The 17,363-nt window shown below is 54.2% G+C and carries 14 protein-coding genes and 1 tRNA gene; 5 read left to right on the forward strand and 10 right to left on the reverse strand.

Annotated elements, in window-relative coordinates; all coding sequences use genetic code 11:
* Positions 1 to 148: 148 nt before the first annotated feature.
* The 4 genes from H8709_RS08300 to H8709_RS08315 all read left to right on the forward strand — a co-directional run bounded on the left by H8709_RS08300 (position 149) and on the right by H8709_RS08315 (position 4,398).
* Entirely contained in the window at positions 149 to 523 is a 375-nt protein-coding gene (locus H8709_RS08300; protein ID WP_262397913.1) for a GntR family transcriptional regulator, read from the forward strand.
* Positions 520 to 1,425: an ABC transporter ATP-binding protein gene (locus tag H8709_RS08305; RefSeq protein WP_262397914.1), complete on the forward strand. Its 906-nt coding sequence runs from the start codon at positions 520 to 522 to the stop codon at positions 1,423 to 1,425. The genes H8709_RS08300 and H8709_RS08305 overlap by 4 nt, the downstream gene beginning before the upstream one ends.
* The gene (locus tag H8709_RS08310) at positions 1,400 to 3,607 is read left to right on the forward strand and encodes a hypothetical protein (protein ID WP_262397915.1); all 2,208 of its coding nucleotides are present in this window, start codon (positions 1,400 to 1,402) and stop codon (positions 3,605 to 3,607) included. Before H8709_RS08305 ends, H8709_RS08310 begins: the two co-directional genes overlap by 26 nt.
* 146 nt (positions 3,608 to 3,753) lie before the next feature.
* Positions 3,754 to 4,398 (forward strand): CatA-like O-acetyltransferase, encoded by a 645-nt coding sequence (locus H8709_RS08315; protein ID WP_262397916.1) that lies wholly within the window; start codon positions 3,754 to 3,756, stop codon positions 4,396 to 4,398.
* A gap of 145 nt (positions 4,399 to 4,543) precedes the next feature.
* On the opposite strand, the gene H8709_RS08320 is transcribed toward H8709_RS08315, so the two are convergent.
* The 10 genes from H8709_RS08320 to thrS all read right to left on the reverse strand — a co-directional run bounded on the left by H8709_RS08320 (position 4,544) and on the right by thrS (position 14,991).
* Complete coding sequence (locus tag H8709_RS08320) at positions 4,544 to 6,049, reverse strand: Na+/H+ antiporter NhaC family protein (protein WP_392391673.1); 1,506 nt, start codon at positions 6,047 to 6,049, stop codon at positions 4,544 to 4,546.
* Between the two features lie 251 nt (positions 6,050 to 6,300).
* Positions 6,301 to 7,827, reverse strand: a complete 1,527-nt coding sequence (gene cls, locus H8709_RS08325; RefSeq protein ID WP_262397918.1) for a cardiolipin synthase — start codon at positions 7,825 to 7,827, stop codon at positions 6,301 to 6,303.
* A gap of 158 nt (positions 7,828 to 7,985) precedes the next feature.
* Entirely contained in the window at positions 7,986 to 8,957 is a 972-nt protein-coding gene (locus H8709_RS08330; protein WP_262397919.1) for an alpha/beta fold hydrolase, read from the reverse strand.
* Positions 8,958 to 9,070: 113 nt separating this feature from the next.
* Positions 9,071 to 9,517: a hypothetical protein gene (locus H8709_RS08335; protein WP_262397920.1), complete on the reverse strand. Its 447-nt coding sequence runs from the start codon at positions 9,515 to 9,517 to the stop codon at positions 9,071 to 9,073.
* A 372-nt stretch (positions 9,518 to 9,889) separates the two neighbouring features.
* Positions 9,890 to 10,294 carry a hypothetical protein gene (locus tag H8709_RS08340; protein WP_262397921.1) on the reverse strand — a complete coding sequence of 135 codons (405 nt, stop codon included), beginning with the start codon at positions 10,292 to 10,294 and terminating at the stop codon, positions 9,890 to 9,892.
* Positions 10,294 to 10,704, reverse strand: a complete 411-nt coding sequence (locus H8709_RS08345) for a cupin domain-containing protein (protein ID WP_262397922.1) — start codon at positions 10,702 to 10,704, stop codon at positions 10,294 to 10,296. Before H8709_RS08345 ends, H8709_RS08340 begins: the two co-directional genes overlap by 1 nt.
* Before the next feature lie 170 nt (positions 10,705 to 10,874).
* Positions 10,875 to 12,116 (reverse strand): hypothetical protein, encoded by a 1,242-nt coding sequence (locus tag H8709_RS08350; RefSeq protein WP_262397923.1) that lies wholly within the window; start codon positions 12,114 to 12,116, stop codon positions 10,875 to 10,877.
* Positions 12,117 to 12,324: 208 nt separating this feature from the next.
* Positions 12,325 to 12,534 (reverse strand): cold-shock protein, encoded by a 210-nt coding sequence (locus tag H8709_RS08355; protein ID WP_262397924.1) that lies wholly within the window; start codon positions 12,532 to 12,534, stop codon positions 12,325 to 12,327.
* Between the two features lie 223 nt (positions 12,535 to 12,757).
* A tRNA-Lys gene (locus tag H8709_RS08360) sits at positions 12,758 to 12,833 on the reverse strand.
* A gap of 214 nt (positions 12,834 to 13,047) precedes the next feature.
* Complete coding sequence (gene thrS, locus H8709_RS08365; protein WP_262397925.1) at positions 13,048 to 14,991, reverse strand: threonine--tRNA ligase; 1,944 nt, start codon at positions 14,989 to 14,991, stop codon at positions 13,048 to 13,050.
* Between the two features lie 813 nt (positions 14,992 to 15,804).
* Here thrS and rny point away from each other — a divergent pair.
* A complete protein-coding gene (gene rny, locus H8709_RS08370; protein ID WP_262397926.1) occupies positions 15,805 to 17,355 on the forward strand; it encodes a ribonuclease Y in 1,551 nt (516 codons plus the stop codon).
* The last annotated feature ends 8 nt before the right edge of the window (positions 17,356 to 17,363 follow it).

Genomic DNA, 17,363 nt, shown 5'->3' on the forward strand with positions numbered 1-17,363 from the left:
ACTTTGAAAGAACTTTTCTTCCCCCTCTGGAAAGGGAACGCCCCGGCCGGCAAAAATTTTTTTCTGCCAAGCATTGACAGGAATATCCGGGACTGTTATACTCAAACTGTATTAAGAGACATAGTACAGTTAGAACAGTGAGGTGAACATGGTGATCACACTGGATATGCACAGCCGGGTGCCGATTTATGAGCAGCTCTGCCAGAGGGTGACGGAGCTGGTGGCGGCGGGCGCTCTGGAGCCGGGGGACCAGCTGCCGTCGGTGCGGCTGCTGGCCCGGGACCTGGGAGTCAACCCCAACACCGTCAATAAGGCTTACCAGGAATTGGAGCGCAAGGGCGTCATCTGTTCGGTGGCGGGGAAGGGGAGCTTCGTCTCCACGGCCCAGGAGGTTTCTATCGTTTTGCAAAAGAAGCTGCTAGAAGAATACGGCGGTATCTGCCAGGCGTGCAAAAAAGTGGGGATTCAGTCCAGTGCCTTGGCGGCTATCTTGGAACAAACTTTTGCACAGGAGGGAGAATGAGTATGATTGCGCTGGATCATTTGACAAAGACCTTTGGCAGGGAACGGGCGGTGGACGATTTGACCCTCACCGTCAAGGAAGGTTCCATCTTTGGGCTCATCGGCTCCAACGGCTCGGGTAAATCCACGGCGCTCCGGATGATCGCCGGCATCTACGCGCCGGACAGGGGACAGGTGACACTTTCAGACGCCCCTGTTTTTGATCATGAGCGGGCCAAGGAACAAATATTCATCATCTGCGACCAGCCCTTTATCCAGGCGGGAGAAAATTTGGAGGACCTGGCCCATTTTTATAGCCATATCTACCCGGGCTTCTCCTGGGATGACTATGAGGAGCTCTGCCAGGTCTTCGACATGGAGCGGAAGAAGCCCATCAATACCTTTTCCAAGGGCATTCGAAAGCTGGCCATGATCATCATCGCCCTGTCCTGTAATCCTCAGGTGCTGCTCATGGACGAATCCTTCGACGGGCTGGACATGGTGGTGCGGGCGGCGGTGAAAAAGCTGCTCATCGACCGGGTGGCCCGGCAGGAGATGACGGTGGTCGCCACCTCCCACAACCTCTATGAAATTGAGGAGCTGTGCGACCACGTGGCCATCATTCACAAAGGGAGGTTGATTTTGGAGCGGGACCTCGACGCCCTCAAGGAGGAATTTGTCCGGGTGCAGACCGCTTTTCGGGAGCCTCTGCCCGACGACGCCCTCGCCGGTATAGAGGTTATCAGTCGGGAAAGCCGGGGCAGCCTCCTCACCCTCATTGTCAAAGCGGGATTTTCCGAACTCAAAGAGCGGCTCGAACCGTATGGCCCCCTCTTTTTGGAGAACCTGCCGCTGACGCTGGAAGAAATCTTTATAAAGGAAATGGAGGCGGTCGGCTATGACTACAAAAATATCACTTTCTAACCAGCAGCGAACCGGTTTTTTGTTCCGCCATGCCGTCAAGCGGCTCAAAGGGGTGGGGTTCATTTCCTGTATTGTGTATCTGGCGGTCTTCACCATCCCCTTTATCATCCGCTCCGTCCAGGCCCAAGAGGAGTATTTTGCCAGCGAAGTGGGCAAAATCTACGGCTTCACCGGCGCACTACTGTTCATCCTGCCGGTAGTGATGCCCCTCTTTACCGGGGTCATGAGCTTCCAGTTCATGCACCAGGCCGACCGGGCCGACCTCTATTACAGCCTGCCGGTGCGGCGTCCCACCCTGTTTTTTACCCACTTCCTGGCGGGACTGACGGTGTCCATCCTGCCGCTGCTCGTCATCTATCTCCCCAGCGCCGTGATGGTGCTCATTAAAAATCCCTTTGGCATCACCCTCGTTTCCTTACTCACTGAGTTCTTGACATTGTGTCTGACCCTATTCATCAGCTACACCCTGGTTTGCTTTATCGGTGTGTTTACCCCCACCGTCCTAGACCATGTGCTCTATACCGGCGGCATCGGCGCGGCCATTTCCCTGGGCATCGGCTACACCGTGCAGGCGCTCTCTCAGATGCTGGTGGGGTTTTCGGGCGGAGCGCTGCTGTTGAGGAACTTCGGGTCCCTCTGGTGCAACCCCTTCCTGCTTAGCTACCGGATTTTCATCGACAACGACCGGTACCGCTGGCCGCTGCTCCTTTCCTTCCTTGCCCTGGCAGTTGTATGCCTCCTGCTCTCCGTCTTCGGCTTCTGCCGCCACGGCTGTGAGCGGGCGGGCCGTGTGGGAGGACGGACCCTGGTCAAAGAAATCTGTAAGTATGTGGGCGCCTACGTCGGCGGCCTACTGCTGAGCCTGGCGCTGGGGGGGATGACGGATCTCTCCCCGGGCGTTATGATCGTGGGACTGCTCTTGGGCTCCTTCATCGCCTACACCATCATCGAGGCCGTCTCCATGCGCAGCTTTCGCACCTTCGGACGGAGCATGAAGGGGTACGCCGTGACGGCCGTCTGCCTGCTGGCCCTCTTTTCGGTGGCGCGCTTTGACCTCATGGGGTACCAAAATCGGGTGCCGTCCACCCAGCAGATCGCCAGCGTCTCCATCGACTATTTCGGCGTATCCGACACCCATGTGAGCCATGGGGAAGGCAATCCCCGCCTCACCCTGGAAACCCCTGAGGCCATCGAAGCGGTGCGCAATCTCCACACCGGCCTCGTCGAGAGCCTGGTGCCCATGGGCGGCAGAGAGGCGGATTATTATTTTGGCGGCACCGAAATCGCCAAGACGGTGACGGTGTCCTACCATCTTAAGAATGGATTGACCCTACAACGGCGGTATGAGAAGGTGATGAGGGCGGACTTCCCCTATTTTGAGGCGCTCTGTGTGGTGCCGGAATTCCGGCAGAAGACCGATCTTTCCGCTATGGTGGAGCCCAACCGCTTTAATTCCTTCCAGCTCTATAACGCTGTGGGGCAGAAGGCCGCGCTGATGAACCTGGACTTAGAAAAGCAGGCTGAACTCCTCGACGCCATCGCCAAGGACCGGGCTTCGGAAACGCCCCAGCAGTTTGCCCGGCCGCAAAGCCCCTCCCTCGGCAGTATTGTCATCACCGCTACCCCCTCCGCCTTGGGGGAAAACCTGGCGCTTTTACAGAAAAACGGGCTCAATTCCTATCACGGGGTGGTGGTCATCGGCACACATTATGAAAACACCCTGGCCCTCTTAAAAAAGTGGGGCTTCGATCAGAATTTGGATCTGCCGTCCGGCCAAGTCAAAGTGGCCTATGTGGATTACAGCGGCACAATGTTCGGGCAGGAAACGCCTCTCTTTTTAAGCGAGCCCAATGGGGACAATGGATACCGCACCTCCATCGGCATGCTGGAAGAGGGCGCTTGGGGCAAGGAGCCGTCGTCTATTTTAAACCCCGAGGAAATCCAGGCGCTCTTGTCGTGCTCCTATCAGCAGTACACGAACGAGCAGGGCTATGTGGTGGCCTATGTCGTGGAGGGCGCCACCGAGGCGCAGATGCTCTTGATCCCCTATGAAAAGGCGCCCGAATTTCTCAAGAAAGCGCTCGACAACTATGAGGTGGATGTGACCAGTTCCTATTATGAGGGGACCCCGGCCGACACGGTGAAAACGCCTCCCATCACCGCACAAACCATCCGGGAATGACAAAGGCACGGGACGCTTCCCGCCCTGAGCCTCAAAAAAGCAAGCCTCCGCGATACTGCGGAGGCTTGCTTTTTACGCGCGGTTGTTGGCTTGTCCTGGGTGTGCTATAATTGAGACATCAATCGACGTAAAAGGAGGGAAAGACCATGACAAACTTCCGCTACCTGGATATGGATGCCTATCCGAGAAAACAGCACTTTGCGTATTTTCATAGCCTCGCTTACCCTTACGTGGGGGTGACCGCCAATGTGAAGATCACCGCCTTAAAAGCGGGTGCCAAGGAGAAGGGATGGCCCTTCTTCCTCACCTTCTGCTATTGTGCGGCCAATGCGGCCAACGAGGTCCCGGAATTTCGCCAGAGAATTGAGGGCGACCGCATCATCGAATACGACCGGTGTAAGACCTCCCATACCGTGGCCCTGGACGACGGCACTTACTGCTACTGCACCCTGGACAGCAGCCTGCCCTTTCACGAATACCTGACCTATGCCGTGCGGGCCCAGGAGGACGCTAAGCGCGCAAAGCGGGTGGAGGATGATGAGGATGTCAGGAGCCTCTTTTTTATCTCCTCTCTGCCATGGCTCACCTACACGTCGTTAGTGCAGCCGGTCCCCCTGCCCGCCGACACGAACCCCAGAATCACTTGGGGTAAGTTTTTTAAAGAGAGGGGGGAGATCATGATGCCGGTCTCCGTTTTGTGCCACCACGCCCTCGTAGACGGGCTGCACGCCCGTTTCTATGAGGCGCTGGACCGGCAGATACAGGCCCTGTGCGAAGAAGCCTCGGTATAAGAAAATCGACCGCCAGATGGCGGCTGATTTCCCAGTCTGGTGATCAAGGCCACGAAGGCCCGTTGGTTCCAAGGGACAGTTATCGGAGTATAAGAAAATAAATAAGCGCCGCCCATTGGGCGGCGCTTTTATTGAGCGAAAAATTTTATGCGTTTACGGCCTCTTTTTTCTTCTGGATGAGCTTGAGCACCACGAGGACGGCCAGCATCATGACGATGGAAGCGGCCAAGGTGATGTAGACGTTGTTGGTGAAACCAGCGATCAGGAAGCCCACGAAGCAGACGGCGGAAACCGTAGTTGCGTAAGGAATCTGGGTGGTGACATGGTCGATGTGGTTGCAGCGGGCACCGGTGGAGGAGAGGATGGTGGTGTCCGAGATGGGAGAGATGTGGTCGCCATAGACAGCGCCTGCCAGAGTGGCCGCCAGGGCGGGAATCAGCAGGTTGGAGCCGGTGGCGCCGATGATGGGAACCACGATGGGGATAAGGATACCGAAGGTGCCCCAGGAAGTTCCGGTGGCAAAGGCCAAGAGGCTCGCAACGACGAAGACGACGGCGGGGAGAATCTGCAGCGGCATGTTGCTGGTCTCCACCAGATGGCCCACAAAGCCGCCGGTGTTGAGGTAGTCCGCGCTGCAGACGCCGCTGATGGTCCAGGCCAGGGTTAGAATGATAAACGCCGGCACCATGGACTTGACGCCTTCGGTGATGCCGTCCATGAAGTCTCTAAAGCCGAGAATTTTGCGGGGCAGGAAGAGGATGAACGCCACGACCAAGGCGCCCAATCCGCCCATGCACAGGGATTTGGAGGCGTCGGTATTGCCGAAGGCCTCGCCGATGGAGGACGCTTCCCCGGTGAACAGGCCGCCCACATAGAGCATGGCCAAAATGGAAAAGACGATCAGCGCCACGATGGGGATGATCAGATCGTACACCTTGCCCTTTTTGGCAGACTGGGTACCGGATTCCTCAATGTCCTCGGGATGGTCCGGGTTGGAATGCAGATCGTTTTTAAAGACCGCGTTGTGCTCGAATTTGGCCATGGGGCCGTAGTCCAGGTTGGTCCAGCAGATGAAGACCACCATGATAATGGTCAGGAAGGCGTACAGGTTAAAGGGGATGGTCTGGATAAAGGTGGCCATGCCGTCGGCCACGCCGGAGGACTCCATGGTGGAGCCGACCGCCACCGCCCAGCTGGAAATGGGGGCGATGATGCACACCGGGGCCGCGGTGGCGTCGATGATGTAAGCGAGTTTTGCACGGGATACGTGGTGCTTGTCGGTGACGGGGCGCATGACAGTGCCCACGGTCAGGCAATTAAAATAATCGTCGATGAAGATCAGAGCGCCCAGCACTCCGGTGGCAAACTGCGCGCCGGCACGGGTCTTGAGTTTTTTGACTGCCCAGTCGCCGTAAGCGGCGGAGCCGCCCGCCTTGGTGATGACGCATACCAGCGCACCCAGCAGGGCAAGGAACAGAATGATACTGGCGTTGCCGCCCAGTTTGTCCGACATGATGCCAAAGGTGACATCAATGGTTTTTACCACATCAAAATGGGTATAAATCAAGGTGCCGGAGAGAATACCGATGAGCAGCGACGAGATGACCTCTTTGGTAAGAAGTGCCAGAACAATTGCGATAATGGGTGGCAAGATTGTCAACCATCCAAATTCCATCTCATTTTCCTCCAAACTTTCCATGGAAAAAATCCATTTTTTACTTAAGTCTTATGATACCATATCAAAGTGCTTCCCGCAATTGATCTGTGAACAATTGATGTACTTTTGTCGGATTTACTATGAATGAAAGCCGAGATTTATGCAGAAATCTAAAAGATATGGAGAAATGAACAAGATTCTTTGTAAAATGAGAACAGGACCGGCTTTGAGCAGCAGGTCCTGTTTTACATCAAGGGGGCGAACATTTTGAGGAGGGCTTGCAAGAGGGTTTTGAAAGGGTTTTGCTTTTTGCACTCCTCGAGAGTGATGGGCTGGCACAGGCGGAGGGTCTCCAGAAAGTCCCTTTTGACATCCTGCACAGCGGAATTGCGGAAGAAAGCGCAGCCGCATTCAAAGTGGAGATAGAAGCTGCGGAAATCCATGTTGGCGGTGCCCACGATGGCCACCTCGTCGTCGGCCACAAAGTTTTTGGCGTGAACAAAGCCCGGGGTATACTCATAAATTTTGATGCCGTTTTTGATGAGCCTCGGATAGTTGGCCTGGGTCACCAGATGGACATACCACTTGTCCGCGATGTGAGGCGTGATAATCCGCACATCCACCCCGCTCTGCGCCGCCATGATGAGGGCGGTGGACATTTCATTGTCGATGATGAGATAGGGGGTCATGATGTAGACATAGCGGTAGGAACCGTTGATGATCTGCATGTAGGCGTATTCGGAAATGTTGTTGCGGTCCAGCGGGACGTCGCCGAAGGGCTGGATGAAGCCGTCGTCCTCCTTGACTTTGACGGGACGGTATTGCTCGTAGTCGTCGGATTCCCCGGTGGTGAAGTTCCAGATCTGCAAGAACATCATGGTCAGGTTCCAGACCGCCTGCCCCTCGATCATCACCCCGGAGTCCTTCCAATGCCCATGTTTGACGATGGCGTTGATGTACTCGTCGGCCAGATTGATGCCGCCGGTGAAGCCCACGTTGCCGTCCACCACGCAGATTTTCCGGTGGTCGCGGTAGTTGATGGCGGGGCTCAGGACCGGGGTGAAGGGGTTGAAGACGCAGGCCTTGATCCCATAGCCCTTCAATTGCCGGTAGTAATGGGAGGGCAGGGTGCTGATGCTCCCCAGGTCGTCGTAGATAAAGCGGACCTCCACACCCTCGGATGCCTTCCGGCGCAGGATAGCCAGGATGCTGTCAAACATGACGCCGCTTTCCACGATGAAATATTCCATAAAGATGAATTTTTCCGCCCTTTCCAGCTGGGTTTTCAGGGCCTCGAACATCTCCTCCCCGATGGAAAAATAGGTGGAAGTGGTGCCCTGCCAGACTGGGTAAGCGGCGATGGAGCCGATGTACTCGGCCTGCCGGGAGAGATGCTTGCTGGTGGATTTGAGCTTTGAAAAAACCGCTTCGTTTTTCTCCACCTGCTGGTAACCCGCCCGTTCGAAGAATTCCAGGCGGTCGGAGAGCTTTTTGCCCACCCGGTGGTTGCCCAGGAAAAGGTAGAACAGCCCCCCGAACAAGGGGAACAGGAGGATGGGGATGGCCCAGGCCAGCTTATAGGAGGGGTTGTCCGCCTTCCCCACAATCCAGATGACGGCGATGACGCTACATAGCTCCAGGGCGGTGTAAAGAAAGACCTGGCCCCGGCTGAGATAGAAGACGGAAAAGACGAGAAAGAGAAACTGCACGACGATGAGAAGGGCGAAGAGAAAGAGCCGGCTGGACAAAAATTTGGATACTTTTCTGAGCATATGGTGCTTTCCTCCTTCTCTTTTGCTACGCCCATCATAGCACGGGACCGCTCTATTGTAAACTGGACAAGCACCTAGAAGGGAAAAACGGGAGCCCCCTGAACTTTGGCAAATGAAAAAGGACATGGCAAAATTGCCATGTCCTTTGCCTGTTTCTTTTAAAAAGAGGCGGGAATATCCGCCGGCGCGGCAGGGGAGGGAAGATGGTTCGTCAGCCAGTCGAGGACGTCCAGATAGACGTCCTGGCGGTTTGTTTCGTTGAGCATTTCGTGGCGCCCGCCCTCGTAAAGCTTCAGGGTTATATCGGCGACGCCAGCTCTTTTCAGCTGGTGGTAGACCTTGGTGACGCCCTTGCCGTAGCCGCCCACCGGGTCCTGGTTCCCCGAAAAGAGAAAGACGGGGAGATGGGACGGAACGGTTTTGGCCCACATGCTGTGGTTAACCTTTTTGAGCAACAGCGCCTCGTCCCGATAGCCGGTGGTGGTGAACAGGTAGCCGCACCAAGGATCCTGGATGTATTTCTCCACTACACTTTCATCCCTGGAAAGCCAGTCGAACTTGGTGCGGGGGGAGCGTATTTTCTTGTTGTAGCCCCCGAAGAAGAGATGGTCCAGCTTGGGGCTCTTAGCCTTGGGACCCTTGGTGGAAATTTGGTTTTCCGCAATGCTGATGCCGATGTCCGCTAGCAGGTTGGGCCCGGCGGTGCCGCTGAGAAGGACGCCGTCGAGTTCATAGGCGAATTTGGACATATAGTCCCGGGCCACAAAGGAACCCATACTGTGTCCGAGAAGGAAATAGGGCAACCCCCCATACCGGGATTTGACCAGGTCGGTCAGGATTTTTAAGTCCTGGGAGAGTAGGTTGTGGCCGCCCTCATAATCGAAGAAGCCCATGGGATCGCCGGGGAGCACCGACGCGCCGTGGCCCAAGTGATCGTTTCCGCACACGATGAAGCCGTTGTCGCACAGGAAGTTGGCAAAATCGTTGTAACGGAAGACATACTCGCACATGCCGTGGGAAATTTGTACGATCCCCTTGATGGGGCCCTCCTGGGGAGACCATATATAATAGGAAATCTTGTTTTTTTGGTTGACGCTCAGATATTCTGCTTTTTGTATAGTAGAAGCCATGGGAAAATCCTCCATTCCAGAGAAAGATTGCAACAGACGCCAGTGCACTGTGCGCCCGGTGAGAGAAAGGGAAGGACAGCCTTCCAGGAGAAGGAAGGCTGTAACGTATGTATTTACGAAATGTCCTTAGGCTCCACCGGATGGAGCTCGCCATCCGCATCCACGGTATAAAAGCCTACGTTTTTTCCTTTAAATTTTCGCCACAGCTTTTGCAGTATGCTGTTTTCCTGCTGGGGCATACCGGTGACAACATTGACCACCCGGTTTTCCCGGATATAATTGATCAGGCATTTGAGAGCGTCCTCGTCGTAACAGACGGTCATAATGGCGCTGTTTTGCTTGGAGACATCGAACAGGTGCTCCATAGCGTCGCCGTCGGAAGGGACGGTGGGTTTGGCAATATGGAGGGCGTTGAGGTCGGTGTTGGATAAATCCGCGACCACACGTCCAGCCCGGATGAGACGCTCGCATCGAAACTGGTTGGTAACGCAGACCAGCGTCTGCTGTTTGCGCCTGAGCTCCAGATCATCGGTGCCGCTGGGTAGATTATGAAACATCAATGGAAAGAACCCCCATAGAACCCGCACAAGCGGTAGGATTGGTCTGTTGGTGATGGAAAAGATGAAAATTTTAATGCAATATCACTAATACTTTTCGATTTGACATTGTTATTATACAACACAATTGTTAATAAACTATATACTTTTCAAAAAAGGTCCGAGGATAAATGTAAAAACAAATAAAAAGAATTTGTAAAAAAGAGATGACGGACGGCGAAGGAAGGCGCCTTCTATCTTTTCCCCCACGCTGGGTAATCAGGGGGCAAAATCCTGCGCAGAAAGCCGCGGAATCAAGAGGGTGCCGAGATGCGGCCAAAGAAAAAAGCCTAACCGGTATTGGACGGCTAGGCTTTATTTCGTGAGATTTTCTACTTATAAATTGGGGGCGGTGGTGAACACGGCGGTGAGCACCTTGTCCGAATAGTTGATCAGCTGATAGGGGGTATGTTCCGGGATGAACATGGTATCGCCTTCCTGCACATGGAAGACTTCCTGCGTCGCGGGAATAAAGAAGGTGATGGGGCCTTCCTTGACATAGAGCACGGTATCGCCGTCGGACTCGATGACTTCGCTGGCCCGGGAACCGGTGCCGCCGGAAGGAATGATCATTTCGCCCAGATGGACGAAGTCGTTGCTGATAAACAGGTTGATTTTAATGGGATAGGTTTTGCCGTAGATGGTGTGCAGGCAGTTTTGAGAGGTTACCTTAAACAGTTCACCGGTGGCGCGGGCGGAAGGGCCGTCCACAGGGAATTTCCCCACATCCTGAATGTTCATTATTTCCCCTCCTCTTGCTGATATTTGAGCAGTTTCATAGTCTCATAATAGCCGTCGGGCGGGCCGTCTTCTTCCCACATCTTCGGAGCGATTACAAACATGATCACCGCTTTTTCGTTGGTGAAGTTATAGGCCTTGTGAGGCGCTTCCTTGGGCAGGAGAATCACTTCTCCGGCAGAGACGTCCTCCACCTGGCCCAGCTTCGGATTAAACATGGTGACAGTGCCTTCCAGTACATAATAGACTTCGTCCCCGGAATGGACGTCCACCGGATCAAAGGTGCTGCCGGGGGCCAGCTGATATTTGCCGCAAGTCAGATGATCGGTGCTGGCGAAGACCCAGTTGAGATCGCTGGCGTGAGGCATTTCGGGTGTATAAATAAATTTGGGGCAGTTGGCCTGAGTTACCATGGTAGGCTTCTTCTCTCCCGGTAAGCACGGGAATTTGCCAAAATAGGCAGGCGTTTTGGCCACGGTTCTTCACTCCTTATCCATTCATTTGTGTTTACATTATAGCACACCTTCCCCCAAAGGGGGGTTCAAAAAATCGGGACAATCTTTGGGCAATATGATGGATGCCGCTATTTCCAATAGGGATCATCGAATGGGCTCTTGATGGTGAACCGGTCCTCCTCCGTTTCGGGCGCGGCGGTATCTCCATCGCCGGTGGGGTTCGGTGTCAGGATGGGGATTTCCGCGTCAGAGCCCATCGCCGCTTGGTCCTCCTCTGATAAGTCCGGCACGTCGGCAGGGGCGGCGGCTTCCTCCGCTTCCAAATGCTCATGGAGAAATTTCATGCATTCCTTTTTCATGTTGCCAAACATTCTCTCTGTGCTGGCCATCTTTTCCAGTCCCTCCATGAAGGTCAGGGGTAGGCTGCCTTTGTGCTCCGCTTCATAGGCCTGCAAACATGCGAGAATTTCGCAGGCCGAGTGCAGTTCTTCCGCCTGACGGAGCAGGGAAGCGTGGGCGACCTGACGCGACTCGCCGCCCCGCTGGCAATAGGGGCAGGTCTTCTCATCGGTGGGATTCTGGGCGCCGCACAGGCATTGCCAGCCCCCTTCGTAGACGACATGCGGGGCTACCGCATCGTTGCCATAGAGACGTTTGAGATCGAAAAGATCTTCCAGGCGCATGTCGATGCGCTGATTGTGGACGTCGCCCTCCCGCAAGGCAGAGCCGCAGACGTACTTTTTAATTCTGACAGAGGCAGACTGGGCGGAAAAGAGAGAATCGGACAGATTGACCCTGAAAAATCCGGTCTGGTGTTCCCCATCCTGCGCGCGGATACGGGCAAACCCGATGTCCGGAAGGACGATGTCCTCCCCGAAGACAGTGCGGAGAACGATGTCCGCTTGTAAGGCGCTGATAGGCTCTGAGGTATAGCTAAAAAAGCGTAGCTGGACCAGGGTGCTTTCATTTTGGCCCGGTATTAAGGTGACGAGATAGGGACGAATCGGCAAAGCGGGAGGATAGTCCATGACCAGCAGCACCTTTTCCATCTTTTGCTCCATATCCTTTTCCATGCGGACGGGGGTGCCGGAGACAAGGACACAGGTGATCAGATTGGTTAAAATGCAGTTGTTATAATCGGAATGGACGTAGCTCCCAATGCTGTGTTCCACCCGGAAGCCAATGATGGCGTTGGCTTCCGTCGGCACAGCGCGCAGCATCTGTTGCATAGCCCTTTCCTTGGCCATAGAAAAACTGGCCGGGTTCCCATCCTCATCGATGAACTGGCCGAAGCCGCTACAGAAATCGAACTGTTGGGTGATATGATACCCCTGAAAACTGTTGCTGGAAGTAAAGTGTGTGATAGCCACGCCGCACCGCTCCTTTCTGCGGCCGCCCGATGCCCACGCAAAGCGGAGCCGGCCGAAGGGAAATTTTGTCGAATCTATTACCGTAAGCATAAAGCAGGGGAAAGGAAAATGCAACCATTTTTTACCCAGCAGTACGAACCGAAGGCAAAATAACCGGACATGAAAAAAGCCGCCCCCAGAGGGGCGGCTTTTTTACGCATATAAGGTTTTAGGCAAGGCAGACGTTGACAGCCCGGACCTTGTGATTTCTGGAATCGATCTCGGTGTCAAACGTGACTTTCTGTCCCTCTGTCAGGGATTTGAAACCTTCGGAAACGATGGCGGAAAAGTGAACGAAGACATCCTCGCCGCCATTATCGTTGGAAATAAAGCCGAAGCCCTTCTCCGAATTAAACCATTTTACAGTACCGTTATTCATGAAGCAGTACCTCCCAAATTAATAATTATACCTCCAAAATAAAAGAACTCACATTTTTTGTAAACCATCAACGAGCAATGACTTACAAAAAATGTGAGATCACATACAAGAAGAATACTTGCTTAGTATATAGGAAAAAGAGCTGCTTGTCAATAGGGAAATTTAGGGCACGTCTGGGTATAAAAAAATCCGAACAGTCCGTAAAACGTACTGTTCGGATTTTTGGTGAGCCATCGGAGATTCGAACTCCGGACCCTTTGATTAAAAGTCAAATGCTCTGCCAGCTGAGCTAATGGCTCATCTCACCGCTAATTCTTTTCTCGTAGAACGCTTGATTATTATACCAATTAAAATTCCAAAAGTCAACACAAAAATTTATTTTTTTCGAAATTTCTCTAAAGGACGCCGAGATGAGAAAGATCCTCCTTAGGATGTGCGGAAAAAGCGAAAATATAACCGGCGGGAAAAATTTCCCGCCGGTTAATTCCGTCGCATGCGTTTGCATAAAATTGTTTATTTCGCTTTGGTCTCCACTTCGCGCTGGGCGATTTTGATGAAGATATCGGCGGGAATGGAGCCCATATCCCCCTCCTTACGGGAGCGGACGGACACCATGCCGGACGCAGCCTCTTTTTCACCCACAATCAGCATATAGGGGATTTTTTCCAGCTGTGCCTCTCGGATTTTGTAGCCGATCTTCTCATTGCGGTCGTCCAGTTCCACCCGCAGTCCCGCGGCCCGCAGCTCTTTTTGAATTTCGCGGCAGCGGTCGAGCTGCTTCTCGCTGATGGGCAGAATTTTGGCTTGGACCGGGGAGAGCCACAGGGGCAGCGCGCCCGCGTATTTTTCCAGCAGCATGGCGATGGTGCGCTCATAGCAGCCCAGGGAGGTGCGGTGGATGATATAGGGATACTTCTGGGTGTTATCCTTGTCGGTGTAGGTCATCTCGAACTGATGGGCCAACATCAGGTCGATCTGGATGGTGATGAGGGTGTCCTCCTTGCCGTGGACGTTCTTGGTCTGGATATCCAGCTTGGGTCCGTAGAAGGCGGCTTCGCCTTCGGCCTCGGTGTAGTCCACTTCCAGATGATCCAGGATGGTGCGCATGGTCGACTGGGCTTCCTCCCACATCTCGGGCGTGCCCTCGTATTTGTCCCGGTCGTTGGGATCCCATTTGGAGAAGCGGTAGGTCAGCTCGTCAATGAGCCCCAAATCGGTCATGATCTCCTTGGTCAGCTTCAGGCAGTTTTTGAACTCCTCCTCCAGCTGGTCGGGGCGGACGATGAGATGGCCCTCGGAGATGGTGAACTGACGCACCCGGATGAGGCCGTGCATCTCGCCGGAGGCCTCATTGCGGAAGAGGGTGGAAGTCTCGCCGTAGCGCAGGGGCAGGTCGCGGTAGGAGTGCTTCTCACTCAGATAGATCTGGTATTGGAACGGACAGGTCATGGGGCGCAGGGCAAAGACTTCCTTGTCCTTCTCCTCGTCGCCCAGCACGAACATGCTCTCCTTATAATGGCCCCAGTGGCCTGAGAGCTTATACAGGTCGGATTTGGCCATGTAGGGGGTCTTGGTCATGATATAGCCGTACTCGTTTTCCTCCTTGTCCTGGACATACCGGTTGAGGATCTGGAAGAGCTTGGCGCCCTTGGGCATGAGCAGGGGCAGGCCCTGGCCGATGATGTCGGAGGTGGTGAAGTATTTGAGCTGCCTGCCAATGATGTTGTGGTCCCGCTTTTTGGCCTCTTCCAGGGCGGTCAGGTATTCTTCCAACTGGCTTGCCTTGGGGAAGGCGGTGCCGTAGACCCGGCAGAGCATGGGCAGGTTGGAGTCGCCGTGCCAGTAAGCGCCGGTGGAGGAGGTCAGCTTGAAGGCCTTGACCCGGGAGGTGTCGGGAAGATGGGGGCCGGCACACAGGTCCACAAAGTCGCCCTGCTTAAAGAAGCTGATGGGCTCTCCGCTGGCGGCGTGCTTTTCGATGAGCTCCACCTTGTAGGGCTCATTTTTTTCCTCCATCATCTTTTTGGCTTCCTCGGGGGAGAGCTCGAAGCGCTCGAGCGGCAGGCCTTCCTTGACGATCTTCTTCATTTCGCCCTCGATGCGGGTCAAATCCTCCTGGGAGAAGGGCTTTTCTACGTCGAAATCGTAATAAAAGCCGTTGTCGATGGCGGGTCCGATGGCCAGCTTCGCATTGGGATAGAGGCGTTTGACCGCCTGGGCCAGGATGTGGGAAGCGGTGTGGCGGAAGGTCCACGCGCCGTCTTTGTCCTCGAAGGTGAGAAGCTCCAGTTTGCAGTCGTGGTCAAGCGGGGTGCGCAGATCGGTGAGGACACCGTCCACATGGGCCGCGCAGCAGGCCTTATAAAGCCCGGCGCCCAGGCCCTTGGCAATTTCCATCGGTGTGATGCCGTTTTCAAATTCCTTGACGACATCGCCTTTGAGCGTAACTTTGATCATAATGCTCCACTCCTTTTCTATGGGCCGCCTTTGGCGGCTTTCTATTCGGTGACAGATAAAAAGACAAAAGAAAAAACCCCATCCCATCTTCGGAATACTTCCGAAAGCAGGGATGAAGTCTGACGTACAAGTTTGTGCGTGGCTCCACGGTTCCACCCAGATTGCGCGTTTGACGCGCCACCTCAAATCAGCTGTAACGAAGCTGGTACGGCACATTTCGGAACTTTCCTCATGCGCACTCCAAGGGTGGTAATTTGTCCTGACTCTGCCGAAAAACGCTTGCAGCCGGTGGCGTTTTCTCTCTGTCGGAGGGTGCTTGCGGACAAACCTTCCTCATCATCATGTTTTGCTTGTTCTATTGCCTGTTCACTGAAATTAAAAACATCTTAGCACGATCAAACAGGGATGTCAACACCACAATTTTCTTGACATACCGTTTCCAGCGGATATAATATAAATATATAATGTATAAATTTGTACGATTATACTTTTTGGTATTTTTTGAATAACAAAAAGTTGTGCCGATCGTTTCTTTGTGTAGACTTACACAAAAAATAGAGGAATCCTCAGGAGAAAGCCGGCGTCTTTTTTCACAGTTTTTTGTGGAAAAAGGCAAGGTCCATGGACTGGCGCTCCTATGCGCCTGGAGAAGCGTTTTTGCCCTGCGGCTGAACAGCCGGGAGGGAAAAGACGACCAAGAGAAGGAAAATACCTGCAATTCCGGCCCCCACCCGGGGATTTGCAAACCTTATACATTACATTCCTAACTAAAATCAAAGACAAAACTAAGAAAAGGAGGTTCAATGGATTTTCATGAATTGGATAGCAATTGTCATATGCATTGTTGTCGCTGTTGTGGTTGGTGTTATCGCCTTTTTCCTGGGCGTTACTTATAGACGCAAAGTTGCAGAGGCGGAGATTATGTCCGCGGAAGATGAAGCCAAACGGCTCATCTCTGATGCAATCAAGACAGCAGAGAGCAAGAAAAAAGAAGCTCTGGTGGAAGCCAAAGACGAAATCTACAAAATGCGCTCCGACGCCGAAAAAGAGATCAAAGACCGGCGTTCAGAGGTCCAGCGCCAGGAGCGCCGGATCAACCAGAAAGAAGAGAACTTAGACCGGAAGCTGGAGAACTTCGAAAAGAAGGAAGACGCCCTCCAAAGAAAGATTCAGGACGCGGCCCAGCGCCTGGAAGAAGCGGAAGAGGTCAAAAAACGCCAGTTTGATATGCTGGAAAAGATCTCCGGTTTCACTATCGACCAGGCCAAGGATTACCTGTTAAAGAATCTGGAGGACGAACTGGTCCACGAAAAAGCGGTCCGGATCGACAATATGGAAACCCAGCTCAAAGACGAGGCCGACCAAAAGGCGAGAGAGATTGTCTCTTTGGCCATTCAGCGCTGCGCGGCGGAGCATGTCTCCGAAGCCACTGTCTCGGTGGTACCGCTGCCCAACGACGAGATGAAGGGCCGGATCATCGGCCGCGAGGGACGCAATATCCGGGCGCTGGAAACCCTCACCGGCGTCGATCTCATCATCGACGACACCCCCGAGGCCATCACCCTGTCCAGCTTCGACCCGGTGCGGCGTGAGATCGCCCGGCTTTCTTTGGAAAAACTCATCACCGATGGACGGATTCACCCCACCCGCATCGAGGAGATGGTGGAGAAGTCCCGCAAGGAAGTGGAAGCCAAGATCAAACGGGACGGCGAGCGCGCCGTCATGGAGACCGGCGTACACGGTATCCATCCCGAGCTTGTCCGGCTGCTGGGCCGGATGCGCTACCGCACCAGCTATGGCCAGAATGTGCTTGACCACTCCATCGAGGTGGCCTATATCGCGGGCATGATGGCCGCGGAACTGGGCGCCGACGTGAACACCGCCCGCCGGGCAGGATTGCTGCACGACATCGGCAAGGCGCTCAACCACGAGATGGAGGGCTCCCATGTGGACATCGGCGTGGATGTGGCCAAGAAATATAAAGAAAACCATGAGGTCATCCATGCCATCGCCGCCCATCACGGCGACGTGGAAGCCAAGACCATCGTTGCTTGCCTTGTCCAGGCGGCCGACGCCATCAGCGCGGCCCGGCCCGGCGCCAGACGGGAGAACCTGGAAAATTACATCAAGCGTCTGGAGAAGTTGGAAGAGATCGCCAGCTCCTTTAACGGCGTAGAAAAGTCCTTCGCCATCCAGGCGGGCCGAGAGGTCCGCATCATGGTCAAGCCCGAGCATGTCAACGACGACCAGATGGTCCTCATGGCCCGGGAGATCGTCAAGAAGATTGAGGCGGAGCTGGAGTACCCCGGACAGATCAAGGTCAATGTCATCCGGGAAAACAGAGCCATCGAATACGCCAAATAAGGATGCCA

Source organism: Zongyangia hominis (assembly GCF_014385095.1).
GTDB classification, from domain to species: domain Bacteria; phylum Bacillota; class Clostridia; order Oscillospirales; family Ruminococcaceae; genus Zongyangia; species Zongyangia hominis.

Coding starts and splice junctions, on each gene's coding strand:
- H8709_RS08340 (WP_262397921.1), bottom strand. CDS start 10,294: ATGAACATTCAGGATGTGGGGAAATTCCCTGTGGACGGCCCTTCCGCC.
- H8709_RS08345 (WP_262397922.1), bottom strand. CDS start 10,704: ATGGTAACTCAGGCCAACTGCCCCAAATTTATTTATACACCCGAAATG.
- H8709_RS08310 (WP_262397915.1), top strand. CDS start 1,400: ATGACTACAAAAATATCACTTTCTAACCAGCAGCGAACCGGTTTTTTG.
- H8709_RS08315 (WP_262397916.1), top strand. CDS start 3,754: ATGACAAACTTCCGCTACCTGGATATGGATGCCTATCCGAGAAAACAG.
- H8709_RS08300 (WP_262397913.1), top strand. CDS start 149: ATGGTGATCACACTGGATATGCACAGCCGGGTGCCGATTTATGAGCAG.
- rny (WP_262397926.1), top strand. CDS start 15,805: ATGAATTGGATAGCAATTGTCATATGCATTGTTGTCGCTGTTGTGGTT.
- H8709_RS08330 (WP_262397919.1), bottom strand. CDS start 8,957: ATGGCTTCTACTATACAAAAAGCAGAATATCTGAGCGTCAACCAAAAA.
- thrS (WP_262397925.1), bottom strand. CDS start 14,991: ATGATCAAAGTTACGCTCAAAGGCGATGTCGTCAAGGAATTTGAAAAC.
- H8709_RS08355 (WP_262397924.1), bottom strand. CDS start 12,534: ATGAATAACGGTACTGTAAAATGGTTTAATTCGGAGAAGGGCTTCGGC.
- H8709_RS08305 (WP_262397914.1), top strand. CDS start 520: ATGAGTATGATTGCGCTGGATCATTTGACAAAGACCTTTGGCAGGGAA.
- cls (WP_262397918.1), bottom strand. CDS start 7,827: ATGCTCAGAAAAGTATCCAAATTTTTGTCCAGCCGGCTCTTTCTCTTC.